This is a genomic window from Fictibacillus barbaricus, from assembly GCF_031457135.1.
GTDB classification, from domain to species: domain Bacteria; phylum Bacillota; class Bacilli; order Bacillales; family Fictibacillaceae; genus Fictibacillus; species Fictibacillus barbaricus_A.
Window position 1 is genome coordinate 289901 of sequence record NZ_JAVDWA010000003.1, and the last position, 24986, is coordinate 314886.

18 protein-coding genes are annotated in these 24986 nt (G+C 35.7%); 5 read left to right on the forward strand and 13 right to left on the reverse strand.

Annotated features, from left to right (window positions below):
* Positions 1 to 154 precede the first annotated feature (154 nt).
* Complete coding sequence (locus J2X07_RS10580; RefSeq protein ID WP_310258667.1) at positions 155 to 1168, forward strand: LCP family protein; 1014 nt, start codon at positions 155 to 157, stop codon at positions 1166 to 1168.
* A 25-nt stretch (positions 1169 to 1193) separates the two neighbouring features.
* Here J2X07_RS10580 and J2X07_RS10585 read toward each other — a convergent pair whose 3' ends face one another.
* Positions 1194 to 2252 (reverse strand): glycosyltransferase family 4 protein, encoded by a 1059-nt coding sequence (locus J2X07_RS10585; protein ID WP_310259032.1) that lies wholly within the window; start codon positions 2250 to 2252, stop codon positions 1194 to 1196.
* Positions 2253 to 2400: 148 nt separating this feature from the next.
* Positions 2401 to 3483 (reverse strand): glycosyltransferase family 4 protein, encoded by a 1083-nt coding sequence (locus J2X07_RS10590; RefSeq protein WP_310258668.1) that lies wholly within the window; start codon positions 3481 to 3483, stop codon positions 2401 to 2403.
* Positions 3484 to 3868: 385 nt separating this feature from the next.
* Here J2X07_RS10590 and J2X07_RS10595 point away from each other — a divergent pair, with 385 nt between their 5' ends.
* The 3 genes from J2X07_RS10595 (at position 3869) to J2X07_RS10605 (ending at position 8509) form a co-directional block, all read left to right on the forward strand.
* Positions 3869 to 5356, forward strand: coding sequence for an O-antigen ligase family protein (locus J2X07_RS10595; protein ID WP_310258669.1), 1488 nt, complete (start codon positions 3869 to 3871; stop codon positions 5354 to 5356).
* Complete coding sequence (locus tag J2X07_RS10600; RefSeq protein WP_310258670.1) at positions 5353 to 5997, forward strand: Wzz/FepE/Etk N-terminal domain-containing protein; 645 nt, start codon at positions 5353 to 5355, stop codon at positions 5995 to 5997. The genes J2X07_RS10595 and J2X07_RS10600 overlap by 4 nt, the downstream gene beginning before the upstream one ends.
* 250 nt (positions 5998 to 6247) lie before the next feature.
* Positions 6248 to 8509, forward strand: a complete 2262-nt coding sequence (locus tag J2X07_RS10605) for a cell wall-binding repeat-containing protein (RefSeq protein ID WP_310258671.1) — start codon at positions 6248 to 6250, stop codon at positions 8507 to 8509.
* A 38-nt stretch (positions 8510 to 8547) separates the two neighbouring features.
* Here J2X07_RS10605 and J2X07_RS10610 read toward each other — a convergent pair whose 3' ends face one another.
* The 9 genes from J2X07_RS10610 to J2X07_RS10650 form a co-directional block, all read right to left on the reverse strand.
* Positions 8548 to 9258, reverse strand: coding sequence for an acyltransferase (locus J2X07_RS10610; protein ID WP_310258672.1), 711 nt, complete (start codon positions 9256 to 9258; stop codon positions 8548 to 8550).
* Positions 9259 to 9329: 71 nt separating this feature from the next.
* Entirely contained in the window at positions 9330 to 10445 is a 1116-nt protein-coding gene (locus J2X07_RS10615) for a DegT/DnrJ/EryC1/StrS family aminotransferase (protein ID WP_310258673.1), read from the reverse strand.
* A gap of 90 nt (positions 10446 to 10535) precedes the next feature.
* Positions 10536 to 11627, reverse strand: coding sequence for a glycosyltransferase family 4 protein (locus J2X07_RS10620; RefSeq protein WP_310258675.1), 1092 nt, complete (start codon positions 11625 to 11627; stop codon positions 10536 to 10538).
* 45 nt (positions 11628 to 11672) lie between these two features.
* Entirely contained in the window at positions 11673 to 12902 is a 1230-nt protein-coding gene (locus J2X07_RS10625; protein WP_310258677.1) for a glycosyltransferase family 4 protein, read from the reverse strand.
* 30 nt (positions 12903 to 12932) lie between these two features.
* Positions 12933 to 13985, reverse strand: a complete 1053-nt coding sequence (gene wecB / locus J2X07_RS10630; RefSeq protein ID WP_310258679.1) for a non-hydrolyzing UDP-N-acetylglucosamine 2-epimerase — start codon at positions 13983 to 13985, stop codon at positions 12933 to 12935.
* A gap of 201 nt (positions 13986 to 14186) precedes the next feature.
* Complete coding sequence (locus J2X07_RS10635; RefSeq protein ID WP_310258681.1) at positions 14187 to 15524, reverse strand: nucleotide sugar dehydrogenase; 1338 nt, start codon at positions 15522 to 15524, stop codon at positions 14187 to 14189.
* Positions 15525 to 15556: 32 nt separating this feature from the next.
* On the reverse strand, positions 15557 to 16570 hold the full coding sequence (locus J2X07_RS10640) for a Gfo/Idh/MocA family protein (protein ID WP_310258682.1): 1014 nt from the start codon (positions 16568 to 16570) through the stop codon (positions 15557 to 15559).
* 223 nt (positions 16571 to 16793) lie between these two features.
* Entirely contained in the window at positions 16794 to 18119 is a 1326-nt protein-coding gene (locus J2X07_RS10645; RefSeq protein WP_310258684.1) for a flippase, read from the reverse strand.
* Positions 18112 to 19383, reverse strand: a complete 1272-nt coding sequence (locus J2X07_RS10650) for a glycosyltransferase (protein ID WP_310258685.1) — start codon at positions 19381 to 19383, stop codon at positions 18112 to 18114. Before J2X07_RS10650 ends, J2X07_RS10645 begins: the two co-directional genes overlap by 8 nt.
* Before the next feature lie 289 nt (positions 19384 to 19672).
* Here J2X07_RS10650 and J2X07_RS10655 point away from each other — a divergent pair, with 289 nt between their 5' ends.
* Positions 19673 to 21142: a cell wall-binding repeat-containing protein gene (locus tag J2X07_RS10655; protein WP_310258688.1), complete on the forward strand. Its 1470-nt coding sequence runs from the start codon at positions 19673 to 19675 to the stop codon at positions 21140 to 21142.
* Between the two features lie 48 nt (positions 21143 to 21190).
* Here the strand turns inward: J2X07_RS10655 and J2X07_RS10660 are convergent, their stop codons facing one another.
* Positions 21191 to 23398: a N,N-dimethylformamidase beta subunit family domain-containing protein gene (locus J2X07_RS10660; protein WP_310258689.1), complete on the reverse strand. Its 2208-nt coding sequence runs from the start codon at positions 23396 to 23398 to the stop codon at positions 21191 to 21193.
* A gap of 250 nt (positions 23399 to 23648) precedes the next feature.
* Positions 23649 to 24971, reverse strand: coding sequence for a UDP-glucose dehydrogenase family protein (locus J2X07_RS10665; protein WP_310258690.1), 1323 nt, complete (start codon positions 24969 to 24971; stop codon positions 23649 to 23651).
* Between the last annotated feature and the right edge of the window lie 15 nt (positions 24972 to 24986).

Genomic DNA, 24986 nt, shown 5'->3' on the forward strand with positions numbered 1-24986 from the left:
TGATATCCCCATCTATTTATTTGATCCGCCGAAACGTATAATGTTAATTTTTCGACATTGTTTTTTTAATGAAATGGGATATGTTATGATCAAGAAGTTGTACAGGGATACTATCACTCCAATTTATGATTGGGTTTAAGGAGTTTAGAGGTATATGAATCAACAAAAACCAACAAGACAGCGTAGAAGAAGACGTAAGCGAAGTCCTTTTCGTCGTCTTATACGATTCGTTGCATTAATCGCTATTTTATTTTTTATTAGTGCAGCTAGTTATGGCGGATACTTGGCATACAAAATAAAAGCAAACGCTGATAAAAGCTATGTCGATACAAAAAAATCCGATCTTCGAATGGATAATGTAAAACTTGGAAAAGATCCCGTTACCATATTGTTAATTGGAATAGAGAATTACCAAGAAGGTGATGTCGGACGAGCAGATGTTATCAAGCTCATCACCATTAATCCAGAAACAAAAGAAGCTGCTATGGTTAATATTCCGCGTGATACAAGAACGTATCTATCATCAATAGACAGAAAAGATAAAATTAATCACTCTTATGCATATGGGAAAAAAGGCGAGAGAGAAAAAGCTGTAATGGAAGCAACAGAAAATCTTATGGGTATTCCGATTGATTATTTTGTTTCAACAAACTTTAATGGCTTTGAAGATGTCGTTGATGAATTAGGCGGAATTACGGTAGATGTACCATTTGATTTTAAGCAAGGATCATTTAAACGAATGATTACCTTCAAAAAAGGTCCTATGAAGATGGATGGTGAGGAGGCACTTGCTTTTGTACGTATGCGTAAGCAGGACCCTCGCGGAGATATAGGAAGAAACGAACGTGAAAGTGAAGCAATTCGTGCGATCATGGATGAAGCGATCTCTGTTCGTTCAATTACTAAAGCCGATAACGTAATCGATCAGCTTGGGAACAATGTAAAAACAAATATTACAACTACAGAAATGTTTGCGATGAGAAACTTCTACAAAACGATTAAAAACAAAGAGATAAAACCGATACAGCTTGAAACGTACCCAGAAACAATTAATGGGATCTCGTATGAAATTCCAAGAGATGAATCCATTCAAGAAATCAGAAAGAAGCTATCGAAAATCCTGAATATTGAAGATGAAGTTCCTAAAACCGATAATTCAAATGAATAATCAAAATGGCCCCGGTTTACTGGGGTTATTTTTTTTGATGTACTTTACTAAGTATATTTAAAAATGGGGTAAATCTCTCGTTTACTAACCCAATTTTTTCAGCCAAGAATTGCAGGAACAGGACTAACAGTAAAATAATCACGATCGTTCCTCTAAGCGTTGTTAAAGGTAATATGATGGCTGTTGCACTAAACATTAAACCCATCCCATAAATGAACAAAACCGTTTTTCGATGTGATAAACCCTTTTTTAATAAACGATGATGCAGATGACCTTTATCAGGCTTTACGATAGACTGTTTATTCACAATTCTTCTAATGATGGCAAAAGCTGTATCAAAAATCGGAACTCCTAACAAAAGAATGGGAACGATAAAACTAAATAATGTAACGCTTTTATAAAGACCCAGCAGTGAAAGAATTGCTATACAATAACCAAGAAATAGCGCTCCTATGTCCCCCATGAATATCTTTGCTGGATGAAAATTATATAAAAGAAATCCAACCACACTTCCAAAGATAATGATTGAAATCGTAAATATCATTTCTTTTCCACTTAAGAAAGCCATCACTCCAATTGTAAATACAATAATAGATGATGTTCCGGCAGCCAATCCATCTAACCCATCAATTAGATTAATGGCATTTGTTATAGCGATAATCCAAAAGATCGTTAAGGGATAGGAAAAATAGCCAATTTCGAAAGCACCTATAAAGGGAATATTAATAATTTCAATGATCAGCCCGCTCATCACAACCAGCATACCAGCTACCGCTTGAGCAATCAGTTTTTTGAGTGCCGATAAATGATAAATGTCATCAGCAAATCCAAGTAAAATGATGACTAAAGCACCTAACGTAATTCCCAGAATTTGTTTTTCAAATAATCCGCTTAATAAAAATCCAATACCAACACCAATCACAATGCTGAGTCCGCCTAATCTCGGCATAACTTTTGTATGCACTTTCCTTTGGTTCGGTTCATCTACCGCGTTTATTTTTATTGCCAGCCGAATAACGAGAGGAGTTACTGCGATAACGGTTAAAAAACATAGTAAACCAATTAAAAATGGGTTGTTTATCATACATTCGCCCTCAATCATTGATTTTGCTTCCATCCTATAGAGTTCCATGAAATGGGTTCATTTACTTATGTAAGTTTTTTCCGTAAATGGGTTGAATAAAGTTGATTTTGGGCATAATAAAAAAACTTGCTATATAAGCAAGTTTTTATTATTTTTCAATTTTAATTTGTTGTGTAGAATTTGAATTGAATACTTTTTTCCAAATGAATAATAGTGGTCGATACTTGTAATGCACAAGTCCGATCAGCTCAGCTATTAATTCAAGTAAAACTAACAATCCAGCTGTAATAGCTATGGCTCCCCAAACTGTTGTGGATGAGAAAATAGCTGCAGCAAAACTGAAGATAATACTAAGACCGTAAATCAACAATACCGTATTTCGGTGTGATAGACCTAATTGAAGCAATCGATGATGTAAATGGCCTTTATCAGGTGCTGAGATAGGCTGTTTATTTGCTAACCTTCTAATGATTGCAAACGTTGTATCAAATACAGGTACTCCTAAAATGATAATCGGAACGACAAAACTAAACAATGTAACACTTTTATATAAACCGAGCAGCGAAAGTACTGATATGCAATATCCTAAAAACAATGCTCCTGTATCACCCATGAAAATTTTAGCTGGATGAAAGTTAAAAAATAAGAATCCAATTGTAGAACTTAATACGATAAGTGACAATGTAAGGATCATCATATTACCATTTAATCCGGCCATGATGGCAATAGTCGAGATAACAATAGCAGATATTCCACCTGCAAGTCCGTCCAGGCCATCAATAAGATTGATCGCATTTGTAATGGCTAAAATCCAAAATATCGTAATTGGATATGCCCAGATTCCTAAATCGAACTTTCCGACAAAAGGAATACTTATAAAATCAATTGTTAATCCTGTTCCTACAATAACTAATGCAGCAAGCAGCTGTCCTAAAAGTTTCATTTTTGGTGAGATTGTTAATTTATCGTCGAGAAGACCAACAATCACGATAATAATCCCGCCTAATGTGATACCTGATACAGCTTGATATTGGAGACCTGCAGTAAAATATCCAGCTACTACACCTATTACAATTGCAAGGCCGCCTAATCTCGGCATTACTTTTTGATGTACTTTTCTTTTGTCTGGTTTGTCTGTCACACCAATCAAAATGGCTAACTTAATAACAAATGGTGTAACAAGCAAAACAGTTAGGAACGAAATAAAGCTTGTTAACAGCAATGTTTTCATTATATCCCCTCTTTATTACAAATCACTTTTGTATATGAATTTCATTTATTTTTAGCATTCGTCGAAATATCTGTGTACCTAAGATGAAATTATAAAGATAAACTTTCAAATACACAACCAATAACAAAGAATTTTCATATTCTCTTTACATTATATTTTTCGACAAAATCTTACAATAACTGTCCTTACTTTATTTTAATTGATAATTTCCTTATTATTATTAACGATAAACCTATTAACTGTAATAAATTCAAAACATTGCAAAAAAAGTTACAGTTCTATAACACTCATGTAAAACACTAGTATACCGGATAATAAGCGTCTTAGATTATGATATACTCAGTTATTGTGATAGGAGAAATGGAAAGGAGTTTATGCGCGCTACATGTTATATTCAAAGACACAAAAAAGTCTAATTTATCAGGTTATTACAGCCTTACTATTTTCTTTGCTGATGGGGTGGATCGTTACCTCAAGCATATTTACAGTTAACTCGAATAAAATCCTTCTTTTACCTGGATTTTTAATTTTGTGCTTGCTGATTTTTATTGCTTGCAAACCATTTCTAAATAAACATTCTTTCTTGGAAAACCTGTTGTATTTACTAATCATCAGTTCCTTTTTCGGTCCTGCTGTAGCAAGTGTAAATATTGGTCCATTCAGCTTATTTCCATATAGACTTTTATTTTTAATTGCGCTTCCTGTATTTTTCTTCAAATATTTTCAGAAGGATCAGTTAACTCCCTGGTCAAAAATAAATGTGAAAAATATCATCATGTTTCATGTGGTCTGGGTTACCTATGCCCTTATCTCATTAATATGGGCTAAAACGATTAAAGCAGGAATAGCTGATTTTGTCTTTTTAGTTATTGGGATCAGTTTAATTCTTTTCGTTACCTTCGTTTTTAAAAGAGAGCGAGATTATGTAAATTTACTATACATTTGGGTAGCGATGTTTCTTTTACTCTTGATCTTTGGATTAATCAATCATTTAACTTTAATCCATTTTCCGACTTCAAGATTTTACGGAATAGACACCTATCAGAAATCCATTCCAACATCTGTCTTCGCAAATGAAAATGATTTTGCCAGTTTTATATCGATCAGCTTCTTTTTTGCATTAGCTCTAGCCAATCACACGAAGCATTTAATCGTAAAAGCTGGAGCAGCAGGGATCATGCTTTTTTCGCTTTATATTATGTCTCTGACGTCTTCCAGAGCAAATTATATTGCAATATTGCTTGGACTAGTATTCTGGTTTCTGTTTTTAACTTCACGTAACATTAAAAAAATCATTATACTTGCTGGTGCTTTTATAGGAATACTTGCCATTCTAGCTGTTCCTCATAAAATATATAATGCTTTTATTTCAGTATATGGTTTGATTGCAACACTTGGGAATAATACAGAAGGCAGTTCAGTTGATATTCGCATCAACCTGATAAAAAATTCTTTTCATTTTATAAGCGAATCTCTTGGCTTTGGTATTGGTGCAGGAAACTCTGAGTATTATATGAAAGAATTTGCGCTGTATCCTACTCATACAATTATCAATATTCATAATTGGTGGATTGAAATGATGGTCAATTATGGTATTTTTATATTTACAGGCTATTTGCTTATCTATGTAGGATTGATTTATTATTTGTTTAATATCTTTAGAGAATCTACCGGTAACAATCGCATGATAGCTGAGGCTTTGTGTACAGCACTTATAGCCTTTTTCTTAGCAAGTATTAGCCCTAGTTCTCAAATTACATTGAATTATTTATGGCTGTTGTTTGCTTTTGCTATTGGCTTTATTAATTATTGGAGATCAAGTCAGTTGAATATGGCCTATCATTCAACTTTAAAATCGGAGGAAAACATATGAAAGAAACGTTAGACAGAATATTAGCAAGACTAAAAAAATGGTTTATCTTATTAATTCTAATCCCAATATTAGCTGCTGGTGCGGCTTATTTGTTTCAAAAGGAAGGACCGTCATCTTATACGGCGAATGCAGAAATTCAACTAGCTACATTTGACAAAGATAGCAATCAATTTGACTATACTGATGCAGAATATGCAAAAACGTATATAACTAGTGACAAATTTATTGAAAAGCTAAAAAAGGAAGATTCAAATATAGATCCAGGTAATATTAAATCAAAAGTAACTTTTGTCATTAAGCCAGCTAAAGTACTTGGCCTTAGTTATACCGGTAAGAACGCAAAAGAAGCTAAAAAGACACTAGAATTAGTTGTGAATCAATATATTAATGATTCAAAAGATGCTAAAGAAGATATTGAAAAATTTTACAAAAATTCAAAGTCAGAAGCTGGACCTCAAAAACCTAAGACCAAAAGTGAATATGACATTATCATATTTGGTTTACATGAAGCTAAAGTCTTAAAAAACGTAGATATCGACACAGTGCAAGAAAGCGCAAAGACGAAAACTGTATTCGGCTTTTTGATTGGTTTAATGATTAGTTTTATGATTCTCCTTTTGCCAGAAGTATTTAGAAAATAATAATCTTAATATCTTAAAACACCTTCCGACTTTTATATGTCGAAAGGTGTTTTTTGCATTTTTATTCAAAATTCCCTAAAGAAAGTGAATAACAACCCGATAATGATTATGAACGATAGTTATACAAAAATAATGTAAATATGATATATATTGTATAATTTTATCTTATTTTGTAAATTCATGTCCGTTGTTTTACTATTTTTGGTAGAATTTAATTAGTAATGATTTACTTTAATTAGGGGGAGATCTTTTGAAGAAAAGCAAGAAGATTAATAGACTGTTTGTTTCCACTCTATTAATTTCGTCCATTGTATTTACACCCGTAAGTAAAAGTTCAGCCGCAGAACCATCCGTATCCATTAAATTAAAAAATTACATAGGTAACAAAACTGCATTAAACATTAATACACAAGGAGAGTACAGAATAAATACAGACAATTCATTACGACTTGATGGAGCTAACCGTTTTGTCGTGGCTTCGAAAGTTTCCGGAAATAGTTGGGGCAATAGTGCTGAGACTGTCATTTTAGCAAACTATGATGCCTTTGCTGATGCTCTTTCAGCTGCACCGTTAGCTTACAAATACAAAGGTCCTATTTTATTAACTCAGAAAAACTTTTTAACGGCAGATACAAAAAAGGAAATTCAAGATATCAAGCCTAGCCAAGTCATCATTGTTGGTGGAACTGGAAGTGTTTCTAATCAAGTAATCAACGACATTAAAAATATTAGCAGTAACATTTCTGTAAGAAGAATTGGCGGAGCTGACCGTTTTGAGGTTGCCCAAAAAATCTCTAGTGAATTAGGTACTCCAGGAACGTCTATTGTTGCAAATGGATTGAATTTCCCTGATGCATTAGCAATCGCACCCTATGCAGCAAGAAAAGGATATCCGATTCTTTTAACTCAACCGGACAAATTACCGACTAAAACTGCATCAGCGTTAAAGTCGAACAAAACGACTAAAACGATAGTCGTAGGTGGAGAGGCGAGTGTAAGTAAATCAGTTGCTAGTAAACTCCCAAATGCTGACCGAATAGGAGGAGCAAACCGTTTTGAAGTTGCTGCAAACATTTTAAAAGAATTAAAGATGAGTCCTGATAAAGCATTTGTCGCTACTGGACTTACGTTTGCTGACGCATTAACTGGTTCTGTTTTAGCAGCAAAACAAAATGCTCCATTGCTGTTAACAATGCCTACTTATGTTCCTGCTGCTACCAAGGATGTAATTAACTCGAAAGCCATCTCTGATTTTACGGTTTTAGGCGGAACGGCATCTGTTTCCCCTAGCGTTATGGCAGATCTGCCTGCAGTCTTAGATGATAATACCGATTATACGATTAAAAAAGCTGGTGAAGATCTTGTCTTATATAAAGGATCTACAATAATTAAAGATTTCAATGCATCTTCTTTCACTTTAAGTCCAGATCAGTATGGTACTTCTTCTGTTATTGAACTCGACAACAATTTATCTTATCTTGGTGATATGACATTTGCGGTTGAAGGCAGCTATATTAGACCCACTAACGACAACGTTCCTTTGGAAGATTACCTGAAGGGTGTATTACCAGGCGAAATGAGTTATTCATGGGAAAAACAAGCCTTAAAAGCCCAGGCTATAACAGCTAGAACGTTCGTTTATAGAAAAGGTGACATGGCTATTGATGACACACAATCAAACCAAGTATATAAAGGCTACATTTGGGGTTCTAATGAATATGGGACAAGCAATTCAGCTGTAACTGAAACGAAAGGTATTATTTTGACTCACCCTTCAGAAGTGACAAGTAAAAACCCAATGGGTGTTGCTCAAACATTCTACTACTCTTCAAATGGTGGTCAAACATTATCAAACATGAACTCTTGGGGAACGGCAAGACTTCCTTATTCAATGTCAGTTGAAGATACATTTGACGTAAAAAATGCAAGTAAATACAGTTATTATAAAGGTGATTGGTCATATGAATTAAAGAAAACTCAGATTGACACCTCAAAAATTGATTATACAACTGCGACATCAATAAATAACTGGTGGAATAATGCGAGCGAAACTGATTCAAAAATAATGACACAATTCAAAACGATGCTAAAAGCTGACGGGTACGCTTATATCCCGAAAACATCAGATATAAAAATCATTAAAATAGATAATGTGGATTTCACAACATCTTTTGATGAAGATAACAGATTAGATGGATCCATTACTTTCAAGTACCTTGAAAAAACATCTAACGGTTATGCAATGGCTGATAACAAATTATCGGTTAAAACACTTACCGTTAAACGCCGTTCATATGATATTCGCAACATGATTGGTTCAAGCATTATGTACAGTCCTTATATCAAATCTGTTACTAATAATACGGATCGATTCGTAGTCAATGGAGCCGGTTATGGTCACGGAATCGGTATGAGCCAATTTGGAGCAAAGCAAATGGCAGCTGAAGGTAAAGATTACAATTTTATATTGGATTTTTACTATCCAACAACAGTACAAAAAGATATTTATTAAAAAACAAAAAGCACACGACGAGGTCGTGTGCTTTTTGTTTAGTCTTGATTTCTTAACAATTGATTTTCAGGAACTTTTCTTAATACGCGGGCAGGAGAACCAACTACTAGGTTTTCCTTTTCTACATTTTTCGTTACAACACTTGCTGCAGCTACTGTTCCGTCTTCCTCAATTACTTTACCAGGGAGAATTGTAGAATTAGCTCCTACACGCCCTCCATTTTTGATTGTTACACCTTTAAATTTATCATAGCGTTCTTTAGATCTTGCCATATAATTATCGTTTGTTGTAACAACATACGGTGCGATAAACACGTTATCTCCAAGTTCTGAATAAGCAGTGATGTAACAGTTTGTTTCAAGCTTACACTTTACTCCTACTGTACAATCATTCTCTACTGATACGCCGCGGCCAACAATCGTTTTTTCACCGATTGATACACGTTCACGAACCGTGGCTAAGTCTGCTACAAAAACATCATCAGCTAGTTCAGCATTTGCATAAATAATTGCAGAAGTTCCGATCGTAACTCCTGAACCGATTACAGTTGGAGGAAGTTTTTTGACTTCTGGCAGAATAGAGTTTTTAGCGCGTGTAGGCTGCTTCCCGATCACTGCATTATCTTGAATGATACAATGATTTCCGATTGTTACTCCATCATAAATAACAACATTGTGTCCAATCGTTACATTTTCACCTAATTTAACATCATCACCGATTACTACGTTTTGACCTTTTTGTACTGTCATCAGAGACACCTTCTTCCGTTAATATGTAAAACAGTGTTCACCCAAAGTACGAGTGAACACTTTTTTTGTTATTAGTTTTTATTATAAAATTCAGCAATTTTTTCTACTACATATTGCTGTTGTTCTACTTTTAATTCTGGGAACATCGGTAAAGAAATTGCTTCAGCAGCTGCTTTCTCCGTTTCCGGCAGATCTCCCTCTTTATATCCTAACTCTGCAAATACAGGCTGTAAGTGCAAAGGTTTTGGATAATAGATCATTGTAGAAACGCCTTGTTCTTGTAAATATTTTTGAAGCTCGTCACGACGTTCTACACGAATTGTATACTGGTGGAAAATATGGTGGTTGTAATCTGCAATAAATGGTGTTACTACTTTATCACCTAACTGCTCATTTAACAGCTTCGTATAATTCTCTGCTTTCTCTCTGCGAAGATCGCTCCACTCATCAAGATGTGGGAATTTCACATTAAGGATAGCAGCTTGCAGCTCATCTAAACGGCTGTTGTATCCAAGTACATGGTGGTAATATTTCGGCTTACTTCCGTGTACACGGATAACACGCATTTTTTCAGCAAGCTCATCATCATTCGTAACAACCATTCCGCCGTCACCATATGCACCAAGGTTCTTTGTTGGGAAGAAGCTGTAAGTTGCAGCAGTTCCAAGCTCACCTACGCTCTTGCCTTTGTATTTAGAACCGATTGCTTGGGCAGCATCTTCTACGATTCCTAAGTTATGTTTTTTAGCAATTTCTACGATAGCATCCATATCAGCCATTTGACCATAAAGGTGAACAGGAACAATCGCTTTTGTTTTGTCAGTTACAGCTGCTTCAATTTTTGCTGGATCAATGTTGAAAGTCTTTGGATCACAGTCAACGAATACTGGTGTTGCACCAGCACGGGCTACAGCTCCAGCTGTTGCGAAGAACGTGAAAGATGGAACGATTACTTCGTCTCCAGGTCCTACGTTTAAGGCAGTCAATGCGATATGGATCGCATCACTTCCGTTAGCCACCCCAATACCATGATTGACATTGCTATATTTCGCTACATCCGCTTCAAGTTTTTTTACGTTGTCGCCCAAAATAAATCTTGCATTGGACATTACGTCTTCCATTGCTGGCAGGATGTCGTTTTTAAGGTTTTGATATTGTTCTGTAAGATCAAGCATAGGTACTTTCATTACATTTAACCTTCTCTCTTCAAATTATTAATGATTGTTATTAGCATTTCTACATCATTCAGAATATATGAATGAGCTTTGTTTTTCAATCTATGACAATCTTTCATATAATTCAATCAGGCGTTCGCTTTCTTTCTCCCAATTGTATTTTTCTTCGATTGCCCGTCTTCCGTTCTTCCCCATCTCAGCAGCTTTTTCAGGGTTATCCAGTATGGTTTGAATCGCTTTTGCAATTTCCTCAATGTTTAAAGGATCTACGCAGATGCCGCATTCATTAGCGCTAACGATTTCTTCCCAAAGCGGGAAATTTGAAGCAATAACCGGAAGACCAGCTGACATGTATTCGAACAGCTTGATAGGATAAGAAACGACAAAACGCGGCTCTGGATGCAATAATACGAGCCCTGCATCAGCATGACTAAGCTCTTCTTTCACTTCTTGCCGATTTAGAAATCCAAGATAATTCACATACTTCCATCCACTCATCTTTTTCACTTCATCCTCTAATGAGGCAGGTGCAAAAGATCCTCCTAAGCGGAATGTTACCGGCAGTTTTTCGTTGACCTTCTCAACAGAAGAAATCATTTCTTTTATGCCTCGTAAAAGATAAATACCTCCTAGATAAACAACACTTCTTTGTTTATTTTCAGTTGGAGATGCTGTTTCTGCGCTATCCATCCCTTTCATGAGCTCTTGAAGCAGTGGATAGTTATGAATCGTAACAGTATTTGGATTATATGTTTTAAAACGTTCATTGATATAGGGTGTAGCTGTTACAACCGCATCAAATCGCTTGGACGCATACCTTTCAAAACTTTTAGCGCCATAAGCTACACTTTTTCGGAAAGGAGTTGGAATCCACTGCTTTGAAAGCACTTGTTCAGGCAGATCCTCATGAACATCGTAGATCACTTTTTTTCCTTTTCCTTTAAGCTTAAGTCCGATAGGCATTAGTTCTGGATCATGAAAATGATAAACATCAGCATCTTGCCTAAGAGCTTCCTCGAAAACTAAAGAGGTCGTGTTCATCATTCGTTTCAGACGATTCTTAGCTATCGAAGTAACGCCTTTAATCTTCACACCAAAATGTTCAGCATCTTCGGCATTTGGAACAATATAAACGACTTCATGTCCAGCCTTTTGTAAGGATTGGCACTCTTTAATCAAGATTCGTGTATCCATAGCGGAATGCACTGAGGTTAAATGACAAACTTTCATTTGCATTCCCTACCTTTTCTTATAATCTTGAATATTCTCGAGTAAGTCATCGACAATTCTTCCCCAAGAAAATTCTCGGCAAACGAATTCTCGGCCACTTAAAGAATATTTTTCATATTCTAAATTAGTTAAATTAGCACATTGGATGATCTTTATTGCGATATCTTGATCATCTTCAGGAGCAGCAATGATTCCACTGCCGCTATCCTCAATTAATTTTGCACTTTCCCCTACACCACAATATAAAACAGGAACACCTGAAGCGAGTGCTGGAAAGATTTTTGAAGGTCTTGCACCTTGGAACAAAGCAATGTTTCTAAGTGACACAATACTAAAATCAGATATCGAAAAAACATCGGGCATCATTGTTACAGGAACAGAATCATGGAAAATGACGTTATCTGCCTGAATGCTATTTTTCAACTCGACAAGTTCTTCTTTTTCAGGACCGTCCCCTATAAATAAAAATCTGATTTCCGGATTTGTTTCTTCAACAATTTTAGCTGCCCGTATCACTGAATCAAGACCTTGTGCATATCCCATTCGCCCTGCAAAAGTAAATACTTTTTTCCCTTCAAATCCTAATTTCCGAAGCCATTCTTCATTTTTTACTCCAGGCTGGAAGGTTTCAGTATTAACGCCATTAGGCAACAGGAAAACTTTTTCTTTCTTTTTCCCTTTTTTAAGCATGTAATCGGCGATACCCTCAGTAGCAGTTGCAATTTTCCATGCTTTTTTATATAAAAATTCTTCTAGTTTTTCAGCTAAAGAGATAAACTTTTTATTTTTTAATATGCCTAACTCTACAGCTGATTCTGGCCAAATATCCGCTACATTAAAAACAAACTTAGCTCTTTTAAGCTTTGAAGAGATATAGCCTGTAATCCCTAAAAATAAAGGAGGAGAGGTACAGATAATCACATCTGTCTTCTTCGCCTTGATCATAGAATAAAAAGCGCTGAAGGTGAACGAAAAATAAGACATCAGCCTTCTCCAAAACGTGCCTTTGGGACTTGGATAAATCCAAGAACGGTGCACAGGAATACCTTCATACTCTTCATATTGATAAAACTTCCCTTTGTACTCATCAGGAATAATACCATGAGGATGATGAGGAAAAGCTGTTATGACTTCTACTTCATGTCCTCTTTTTAGTAATTCCTTACTGACTTCATACAAACGGATTTGTGGAGCACCAACCTCTGGAGGAAAGTGCTGACTTAATAAGATGATTCTCATAAATTATTTACCTCATTTTTAAACAACTGTTTAATTGAAATGTTTAGCGATCTTTCCAGCTGCATTTGCGTCTCCAAACAGATTCTTATAAACAGGAGATACATCCTTCCGAACGGCAGCTAAAATTTTCTCTTTGTCTGTACCGACAAGAATATTTGCTTCACTATCGAGAGTTTCTACCCATTCGGTTTGTTCTCTAAGCGTTACGCAAGGAACTTCCATAAAGTAGGCTTCCTTCTGCACACCGCCAGAGTCTGTAAGGATTTTCTTTGCATTGCTTTCTAGCTTTAGCATGTCCAAATAACCAACAGGTTCAACAATCATCAAATTTGGAATAGAATCTAAGCTCAAATTCAAACGTTCAATTACATGCTTCGTTCTTGGGTGCATCGGCCAAACTTTAACTTCTTCGATCTTAGAAAAAGCTGCAAGAATATCAGAAATTTTTTCAGGATCATCCGTGTTCTCAGCTCTGTGTACGGTGATTAAATGATATTCTTTGGAATTAAGTCCGAATGTATCTAAAATATTTGAATTACTTTCTGCGATTTGTCTGTTATATTCCACAGCATCATACATGACATCTCCAACATTAATAACGTTGTGAGTCATGTTTTCATCCGTAAGATTGTTAACAGCTGTGTCTGTTGGACAGAAAAGATATTCAGAAACATGGTCTGTCATGATGCGATTGATTTCTTCAGGCATCTTTTTGTTAAAGCTTCTAAGCCCGGCTTCAATGTGTACAACAGGTACATGAAGTTTTGCAGCGGCAAGCGCACCTGCAAGTGTTGAATTTGTATCTCCATAAACCAATAGATAGTCTGGTTTTTCTTGCAAAATAATTTCTTCGATCTTGCTTAACATTTCACCGGTTTGTTTACCGTGAGAAGCAGAGCCGATTCCTAAATGAAAATCTGGTTTAGGAATATGTAATTCTTCAAAGAAGATATCAGACATATTTTTATCATAATGCTGTCCCGTGTGAATAATCAATTCTTCATGATTTTTTCGCAGTTCACGGGAAACAGGAGCTGCTTTAATAAATTGTGGTCTTGCTCCTAATACAGTTAAGAACTTCATGTTTTAATTACTCCTTCATGTATACTCGATCTATTCCATACATAACAGTTTTCGCACAGCCATTTGCCTAGTTGTCCATTTCTTTCAAAAGCGTGTATATAAAGTTTTTCCAACTCAATAAACTTCAAAAAATTCACATAAAAACCGTTCTAAAATCAGGAAAAGAGATAGCCAAAAAATGGTTATCTCATCCTGTTTCTTTTATAATAAGTGATATTTTTTAATAGAAGGAGCTTGTTCTTTCAATGCATTACGAGTATCAAAGATAACTGGGCTCGTTTCCGCAATCATATTGTAGTCAAAGCTAGTATGATCCGTTGTAAGCATTACGAGGTCCGCACCTTGCAATAATTCCTTCGTTAACTCATGTGTTTTATGCATCTCACCGTTTAATTTAAACTGCTCAACATGAGGATCTACAACGACCCAATCAGCACCTGCCAGCTCTAACTTCTCTAAGATCGGCAATACTGGGGATTCACGCATATCGTCAATGTCTTTCTTGTAAGCAACTCCAAGTAATACTACTCGTGCTCCATTCAAAGCTTTTTTGTCTTCGTTTAGGATTTTCATCGTACGCTCTAGTACGAAATCAGGCATAGAGTTGTTGATTTCACCTGCAGTCTCGATTAAGCGTGTGTGATAATCGTATTCACGAGCTTTCCATGTTAAGTAGAACGGATCGATTGGGATACAGTGTCCGCCAAGTCCAGGACCAGGGTAGAACGCCATGAATCCATAAGGCTTTGTTGCCGCAGCATCGATTACTTCCCAAACATTGATGTTCATCTTGTTACATAGGATTGCCATTTCGTTTGCAAGTCCGATGTTAATGTTACGGAAAGTATTTTCGAGGATTTTTTCCATTTCAGCAACACGAGGGCTTGATACTTCGTGAACGTCTCCTTCAAGTACTGAACGATACATAGACGCTGCGATAGCCGTACATTGTTCTGTAATTCCACCAACCACTTTAGGTGTGTTTTTAGTGTTATAAACTTTATTCCCTGGATCGACACGTTCAGGAGAATATGCTAAATGAAAGTCTTTTCCTGCAACTAAGCCTGTTTTTTCTAAAATCGGTTGCAATACTTCTTCAGTAGTCCCAGGGTAAGTTGTGCTCTCAAGTACAATCAGCATACCCGGGTGAATGAATTTTGCAATTTCTTTCGCTGAGCTTTCAACATATGAAGTGTCAGGCTGCTGGTACTTGTCCAAAGGTGTTGGAACACAAATTGCTACTGCATCCACTTCTTTAATGTAAGAATAATCGGTTGTAGCAAAAATTTGCTTAGAAGAAGTTAGTTCTGCCAACTCTTCATCGACAACGTCACCGATGTAGTTAATACCGTCATTAACCAACTGTGTTCTTTTTTCTTGTACATCAAATCCGATAACTTTATAGCCAGCTTTCGCTTTTTCAACTGCTAATGGTAATCCTACATATCCAAGCCCTACGACACCGATCGTAGCTGTTTTTGATTCGATTTTTCCTAATAATTCTTTTGATACTGAACTGAATTGTAACTCGTTAGACATTCTTATTCCTCTCTTTCAGGGGGGGAGATTCTTTATAGTTTAACTGGTTTATTTGTGTCTGCAGATTCGTATAAAGCAAGAACAAGACTCAATGCACGTTTTCCGTCCTCTCCTGTTACGATAGGCTCACGGTCTTCTTTAATGGCTTCTACCATATCTTCAATGATGCATTGATGACCTGGCTTGCCAAATGGATCAGCTTTCACTGATTCCATAATGTCCGTTACCTGTGCTTCATCCATCTCTTTAACATCCCAATGCTGTATATAATTAGCAGTTTTTCCGCCAATCTTAATTGTACCCGTTTCACCGAAAATACTCAAAGATTCTTCATAATTAGATGGGTAAATAGTTGTAGCTGCTTCAATAACGCCTAAAGAACCGTTCTTAAATCGAACAACACCAGTTGAGACATCTTCAGCTTCAATATTACGCAATCGAGTTGCTGCCATACTATAAACTTCTTCAACTTCGCCCATCGTCCATAAAAGCAAGTCCAAATTATGAATGGCTTGATTCATTAATACTCCGCCATCTAGTGACTTTGTGCCTCTCCAAGGAGCTTGATCGTAATATTCTTGATTACGATTCCAGCGAACAGTTGCATTCGCATGGCTCAGTTTACCCACTAAGTCTCCATCAAGTGCTTTTCTTAATTCCATGATTGCAGGACGGAAACGATTCGGGTGAACTACAGAAAGCTTCACGTCGTTTTCTTTACATGCTTTGATGATTGCATCTGTATCTTCTAAAGTTAGTGCAATCGGTTTTTCAACAACCACATGTTTTTTTGCATTTGCGATTTGAATAGCAAGAGGTGCATGATAGCCGCTTGGTGTACAAATATTGACAACGTCGAGTTCTTCTACTTTAAGAAGCTCTGCTAAATCTGTATATGCTGCTACACCATATTTTTCTGTGTAATATTCCATGCTCTCCGGTACCATATCGCATACAGCGATAAGCTCAGTGCCTTCAGCTTTTTCAATGGCCTCAGCATGTTTTTTTGCGATGTGGCCGCAACCGACAATGGCGAACTTAGTCATCTAGGTAACTCTCCTTTTAACTAAATGTTTGTTAACTAGTTTATTCCAAAACTTATTTTAAACTAATCAACCATAATTTCAATCATATTCACTCTCTATCTAATACTACTAAACATCATTTCGTTCAACATTTCACATTTTTGACTTTATTAGTGTACCCGTTTTATAGGTATTTCCTTCCTCTTTTAATTAATTTTATGAAGATTAGGCTAAGATTAACGTTTTATCTTGCTTTAATCTTTTGTAAGAGCGATTTATAAACGAGGAAATCACTTTTCTTTACGAGAAGGAAATTCAAATAATTTTCACCAGTAAGCCTCTTAAAAATACCAATCTTCAGCAAGAAACTGAACAAGTAAGTGATAGTGGTAGAAATAGCTGCTCCAATAACACCATATTTAGGTACCATAAACAGGTTCAAGATCACGTTGAAAATGACATTATATACGGATAACCACATATTTAAATCTGGTCTGCCTCTTCCTGCAATGTCATTGGAAAGAACTTTCTCTACAGCAAGCAAAGCAAAACCAGGAAGCATAATTCTTAATAGTAAGGGACTCTCCGTGTAATCTTTTGAAAATATTAAATTAACAATGAAATCGGATAGCACAAAAGCAACCACGGCCATAATGATTGTAATTAAGAATACGTTGCGGCTAACTATGGATGTAATACGATTCCGATCTGCTTCTGAATTCGTCGAACTAATTTTAGGATAGAGAACACTTGAAAAAGATACTGCAAAAATAGACAATCTTTCACCTAGATTCATCGCTGCACTATATACCCCTACTAATGCACCTGTTGTAAAAAAACCTAATATAAAAACTACAGTTCGATAATTTAAAAAGCTCGCAAAATTACTAACATGTGCCTTTAATCCATATTTTACAGATATCTTAAAATAATCCCAGGAGAAACTATTCCATTTAAAAGACACACTATGATGCCGAACGAGCTTGTAGATCATTGTAAAGACAGTTACGGCATTCCCTAAAATAAAAGCCCACAGTGCACCTTTTAAGCCAAGGTTCAAAACAACGACAAATAACACTGCCAAGCCTAGGATGGACATTTGATTTTGCACCATTAAAGCGTTGTAAGTCTTAAAATCTTGCAGTCCCTGAAAGACAGTTTGGAAATACTCTCTTAAAAATAAAAACGGCACAGATAACAAACTTAAATACAATAAAGAAGTTGGTGTATCTTTAAACAATTGTTCAGAAAAGAAGATAACTGCAATTAAACCGACAACAATACTGATAAAACTTAATACGGTACCAATTATAATATTGTTGTTAAACACCGTATTTAAATCTACTTCTTTTCGGCTCACAAAATAGATTGTAGAAGTATTTACACCTAATGTTAGAAATGTGAGTAAGACTGTTGGGAATAAAGTTAAAAGCGTATACCCTCCGAACCCTTCCTTACCTAAATAATTTCCTAACACATGAAGCAGGATCATTCCGACAACAATATTTGAAATTTGTCGTGTGAATGTTATGAAGCTGTTTTTTATAAAGCTGCGATCCGTATCACTCATTGTTTTTTCCCTCAAATTCTTTTAACGTCTTTGCAAATAGAGAATAATTTGTTTCTGAATAAAAAGTGCTTTCCCACTTTTTATAAGCTTCTTTTCGATAGTTTTCTCTTTCCTCTTGGCTTAATGCGGCAAAACGGTCAATATCTTTTGCTAATTCCACAGTATCAAAATCTTTTTCAATTAGGTTTCCATTCGTTTCGTCCACTAATTCTTTTGTTCCGCCAACATCTGTCGCAAATGATGGAATTCCAAAGCTATAAGCTTCCATAATAGAAACAGGTATTCCTTCGCTTGAACTTACATTGATAAAAAGATCCACGGGATGTTTTTGATAGTAAGCCAATACCTCTGCATTCTTTTTTCTCCCAAGGAACTCACACTGAACATTTGACGGTAATTCCTCAGTAACCTTCTTCTCCAATTCAGCTTTAAGAGGTCCATCACCAATATGTGACCAGATGATGGATTGCTTGCAATGTTTTAAAGTCTCTATCAGCAAATCTAATCTCTTTACCGGGAGCATGTTAGAACACGAAAAGATTCGTAAAACTCCGTCATACGAAGGAGAGGATTTTCCCGGAGATTTTTTTGTACCTAATCGGCTCACAGAAAACTTCGAAGAAACTTCTGGATATAAGTCACTTAAGTACTCACTTCCGTCTTGTGAGATGACGAAAACTCGATCCAATCTTTTTACGGTTTCCTTCTGTGTTGGCATATAAGGGGTGCTGTGGCGATACGCGTAAAGATCGCCTCCATGTGCTCTGCTTATCACTTTTATGGAAGGCTCGACTTCTTTTACCATAGCTAAAGCAGTTGCTGCAGGTCCAAGCCAGTAGGAATAGAAAATCGTATCCGAAAGATCAAACTGATTTTTCTCAATAATGGATAGTAGATTTTTACGAATTTCCACAGCTAAACCGACCCAGTTAGCGACCTTAAAAAGAGCAGATAGATAACTTGGAATCACATTTTTACACTCTCTAAAAAACCATTGTTTTCCTTGAGGATCTAGAAGCATTTTCTTTATAAGATCTGTTTTTTTAATAGAAGGAAGTTCTGGTTGTAAACCATGGACATGTACATTTTGAGGTATGTCTCGTGGTTGTCTTGAATCATCCCGCTTCACATTGACTGGAATGATATGTATTTCTTGAAATTCATTACTTAAATATTTTATTTCCGTCTCAAAAAATTCCTCACCCGGAGGAAAAGGAAATCTGCTCGTTAACACAACTAATCGTTTATTTTCACTTAAACTCATCTTTTAAAACCCCTATATCATTCAATATAATTTCAAATATCATAACATACTCCATCCAATTATTCGTTTTTCATCTATACATTTTGACGTATGTAAATCGAATTTTAATTATCCGAAAACATAGAATGCTGTCTAAATAGAACGAATTGACTATAAAAATGTAGAAATAAGTACCGATATTATAATCGTAGAAAATATATGTCTTATTTAAAAGAGAGGAGCGTCAATTCAAACGGTTACCGAGAAGAGTAACGAATTGTGTCGGAATAAATAAACAGGAGTGTACCACATGTTACGTAAATGTATTCTAACTCTCTTTCTGGGTGGAATCTTCCTACTGTTCAATCAGCCTCAAGCGGAAGCTGCGGCTCCTCGTATAGATGGCAAAGACAGATTTGAAGTTGCGGTTAATATTTCAAAAAAGGGTTGGTCAACTTCCAAAACCGTCGTACTTACCAATTATCTTGCGTATGCTGATGCTCTATCAGCATCACCATTGGCATATAAGAAGAATGCTCCCATATTATTAACTCAAAATCAATTCCTTACCCCATCTACAAAAAATGAAATTTACAGACTGAGATCAAAAGAAGCTGTGATTATCGGAGGAACTGGCAGTATCTCTAATAATGTAATTAATGAACTCAAATCCATGGGTTTAACAGTAACAAGAATAGATGGTAAAGATCGATTTGTTGTTGCTCAAAATATCTCTAGACAATTATCAAATAAAGGCATAGCGGTCATAGCTTATGGATTAAACTTTCCAGATGCACTAGCAATTGCACCATATGCAGCAAAAAATGAATATCCGATTTTACTGACGGGTAATGGTTCTTTACCTTCTGCTACAGCAGCAGCACTAAGAGAAAAAAACATAACAAAAACGTACATCATTGGCGGAGAAGCAAGTGTAAGCAATGCGGTAAAAAGTCAATTGCCTTCTCCTACTAGAATCGGAGGAGCAAACCGTTTTGAAGTAGCTGAAAACGTAATACGTCAGCTAAACCTTTCAACTGCATCAACCTACTTAACTTCTGGAATGAATTTTGCCGATGCTTTAACAGGATCAGTACTTGCAGCGAAAAGCAATGCTCCACTGCTTCTAACAACGCCAACATACTTGCCAAATGAAACGAAAAGTATTATACAAGATAAGATTGTTAAAAGCTTTACAATTCTAGGTGGTCCAGCATCTGTTAACACTAACAGCACATTACTTTTAGGAAAGTTTGTTGTCCTTGATCCCGGTCATGGAGATTTCGATCCCGGAGCTCTTGGAGACGGTCTTAAAGAGAAAGATGTAGTGCTGGATGTAGGTTTACGTACTAGAACTAAAATGGTTAGTGCGGGCGCTAAAATCATTATGACAAGGGATGATGATACATTTATCCCATTAGCAGACCGTGCAAAAATAGCTAATAGTTCTGGAGCAGATACTTTTATCAGTATTCATGCTAACTCTGCAGGAAGTACAGCTAGCGGATCTGAAACTTATTACAACACCGCTTATAACGGTGCCGCCAGTAAAGAACTTGCGGTTGAAATTCAAAAAGAAATCATCAAGCGGATGGGAACTTCAGACCGCGGCGTTAAAGAAGCTGATTTTTATGTAATTAAGTACACAAAGATCCCAAGTATCCTTGTAGAACTTGGTTTTATCACAAATCCTTCAGATGCTGCGAAATTAGGTTCTACCACCTATCGTCAAAAGTTTGCAGATGCCATTTTTTACGGGACAGTGAATTATTTTAATTAAAAAAGAGCAGATCCAAATTTTGTTTTGGATCTGCTCTTTTTTTACTTTTTAATGCCCAAACCTTTTTAAGACATTACTCACTATTTTTGATAGTTGAGCATCGACTGCTAAGCTTCCTCCAAAGGTTATTGAACCAGTAGAGAATACTCCTCCTCCTCCTGAATGATCATAATAGATCATGTCTGCACCTTTACCAATCAAATTTATCCCTCTTGCTAAAAGCACATAATTTTTAGGTGTAAACTGATCCACCTGGTCGGTCTCCCAGCCTGATGCACCGCCATTTGTGCCATTTACTGTATTTAATCCAGTTCTACCTATCAAATCCCCGTTTTTAATACCGGTATTTGAAAAAATCCAATGCGTATTATTCATAACTTTATAGGGAGCAGAAACAGAAAATCCTGTAGAGCGGTACCCAACGCCAATCATTGAAGTCTCAGGCATGCCAATCTTATAAAAGTTTCCACCCTTTTCAGAGGTAAAAGTATGATATCCACCATCTTTTTTTGCCTCAATTTGGTTTCCTTTCAAAGCAACCTTCCAATAGACACCATTACCAGATAAGTATAATAGATTGCCACCACGATTCAGATAATTTTTCAACCCATTGTACATGGCTGTCGACCAATATTCACTATGAGTACTAATGATTACGGTTTTATAAGAGTTTATAAGAGATGGATTATTATTAAAATCATAATCTGTAAATATATTATAATTGTAATTATTCTTTTCGAGCCATTTTAATATATGCTTTTCACCCTTAGCCAGATGTCCAACAGCACCGATTGGACCAGCCTCTAGATTCGGTCTCGCCAAACTTACGACTTCATTGTATTGCCTCACACCATTAAGAACTTCGGAAGTATATAAACTTTTTCCACCCCAGCTATTATAGGCTTGCCACGTGTTCGTAGAAGACAGTACCGCAATATCATTTTTTTGAGGAGTATTATCCTTCACTATAAAGGTGATATGATAATCATTGTTTCCATCTGATAGTTTTGCAGAAAACATTCCTGATGGCCAACTGGCAGGTATTTTATAAGAAAAATTGGTTTTCCAATGAGCACCTTCACGATAAGAATCTGCAAAATAATCTTGAGGAGTTCCACTAATATTACCTGATTGATAATAAGTTTTGTCTTCTTTACCATGTCTGACAAAACCAACAGAAAAAAGTTTTTTTGGAGTGTGAACTTTTAATTGTATCGTTTCTCCAGGATAGAAACTGATTTTATCACTATACCCTTCAATTGAATGAGAGTTCACTACTGGAGTTAGCAGATTAGCCACTGTATCCTGAACAGAAGCTTTTCCTCCCAACACTATAAAACTATTTATATCTTTTTCTATAATAATATCTCTCGTAGAATCAGGAATCTTATTCGGCATAGTTAATAACATCGGTAACCCATTTTTCGCTGCAAGAACTGATCCAGTTAAAGCATCAGCAAAAGTTAAACCTGTCGAAATATAACTGCGATCAGGATTAATTTCTAACGCGCGAATAATATTGGAAGCTACTTCAAAGCGGTCTTTACCGCCAATTCTTTGTTTACCTTTAAGCTGATTGTAAACAGAAGGGTGAATGCTTCCTTCTCCACCAACAACAATAGTTGTCTCAGTTTCTTTTAAAGCTATCAACGTACTGTCTGGGATACGATTTTCTAATGTTAATAAAATAGGAATCCCCTTTTGCGCTGCATATGGTGCGATTGTCAAAGCATCAGGAAATTTCAACCCGTTAGCGACGATTGCTTGTTTTTTATTTTCTAATCGTTTTGAAATATTTAGAGCTACTTCAAAACGGTCTTTACCGCCAATACGTTCTACTTTTGGTACCAATGTTTTGATTTCACTCATTACTTTATCGGAAATACTAGCGGGACCTCCGACAATAATGACTTTGTTCGGATTGAGCCTATTGATTTCTTGTTTTGTTACTGCAGTTAAAATATTTGCTTGTGTCAATAAGATAGGTCCATCTTGCTGATAGGCTAGTGGTGAGGCTGCTAAAGCATCAGCGAAGGTATCATAGTTAGCTACAATAACTGTATCTGCTCCGTCTTTCCAACCCTTTAATGAAACATTGACAGCTACTTCAAAACGGTCTTTTCCTGCCAATCTTTCATTAGAAACTCCTGCAGCACTTGGCATACTAATAAACCAGTTCCAGAATAATAATGTAAAAAAGAGTAAAGTAAATAACCTAAACAATTTTCCACTTAACCCCTCTCTTCTTATATTCACTTGTTCTATCCCAAGCATCTATATATAAATATTATAGAAGAAAAAGTAAAATATTACCATTATATAATGGGGGTTAATTCAAAATTTTAAGGTGGTTTTTTCAGTTTTATTTTAAATTAATAGCCAAATTATTACTTTTTTCGCCTCTTCATACAAAAAAAGCCCTTTTAAATAAGGACTTTTTTATATGTTTTTAAGCTTTGCTTATTATTTAAAAACTAATGTTATCTCTAGAGTCTACAGAATAAATTTATATTAATACATACGAAGATAATATATCAGGACGCCCAATAGAATGGTATTCAATAGAATAATTTTTTACACTTTCAAGTGCAAAACAATTTCTACCATCAAAAACAATCGGCTGTTTCATTAATTTTTCAAATAGAGACAAGTCGATATTTTTAATCTCATCCCACTCTGTTAAAATAAATGCAGCATCAGCGTCTTTAAGAGCATTTTCTACAGAGTCTGCATAATTTACTTCTGAATGTAATTCCTTTTTTGCATTACTCATCGCTATAGGATCGTAAGCAAGAACTTTAGCTCCAAGTTTTATTAAATGGTCAGAAACCACAATAGATGGTGCTTCACGCATGTCATCTGTATTAGGTTTGAATGCTAGTCCTAATAATGCAATTTTTTTACCCTTCATATCTTTTAATCTATTGACGGCTTTATCAACAAGGAGTTGCTGTTGCTTATTATTTACCGTAATTACAGATTTTAATAAGTCAAATTCATGTTCATAGTTTCCTGCAATTTGAACTAATGCGTGTGTATCTTTAGGGAAACAAGATCCACCATAACCAATACCTGCATTTAGAAACTGGCTTCCGATTCTTTTATCCTGCCCCATCCCTTTTGCTACATCCTCGATGTTTGCTCCAACTTTTTCACAAATATTAGAAATTTCATTAATAAAACTTATTTTTGTCGCTAGAAATGCGTTTGAAGCATATTTAATCATTTCTGCACTATGAATATCAGTTTTAAATATCTCAATACCAAAAGGTTCATAAACCTTTACCAAGGCTTCTACGGCAGAATCGTTCTCTGCTCCAATTACAATCCTGTCTCCTTCAAAAGTATCCTTAATAGCGGAACCTTCACGTAAAAATTCAGGATTAGATACTATATCAACTGAAACATCATTTTTTAAGTATTTTTGAATTATTTCTTTTATATAAGCATTTGTTCCTACTGGTACAGTGCTTTTTGTTACCACGATTGCGTTTCGTTTAATATTTTGTGCAATATCCTTCGCTACTTGTTCAATAAACCTTAAATCTGCAGAACCATCTGCTTTTTGAGGTGTTCCAACAGCAATATAAATAATATCTGAACTTCCAAATCCTTGTTGATGATTGGTTGTAAAATGTAATCTTTTGTCATTAATATTTTTAATCATTAAATCTTCTAAACCTGGTTCATATATGGGTGAAATACCTAGTCTCATCTTACTAACTTTTTCTTCATCAATATCAATACACGTTACGATATGTCCTACCTCTGCCAGACAAACACCAGTAACTAATCCTACATAGCCAGTACCAACTACTGAAATATTCATTGTTAATCCCCCAAT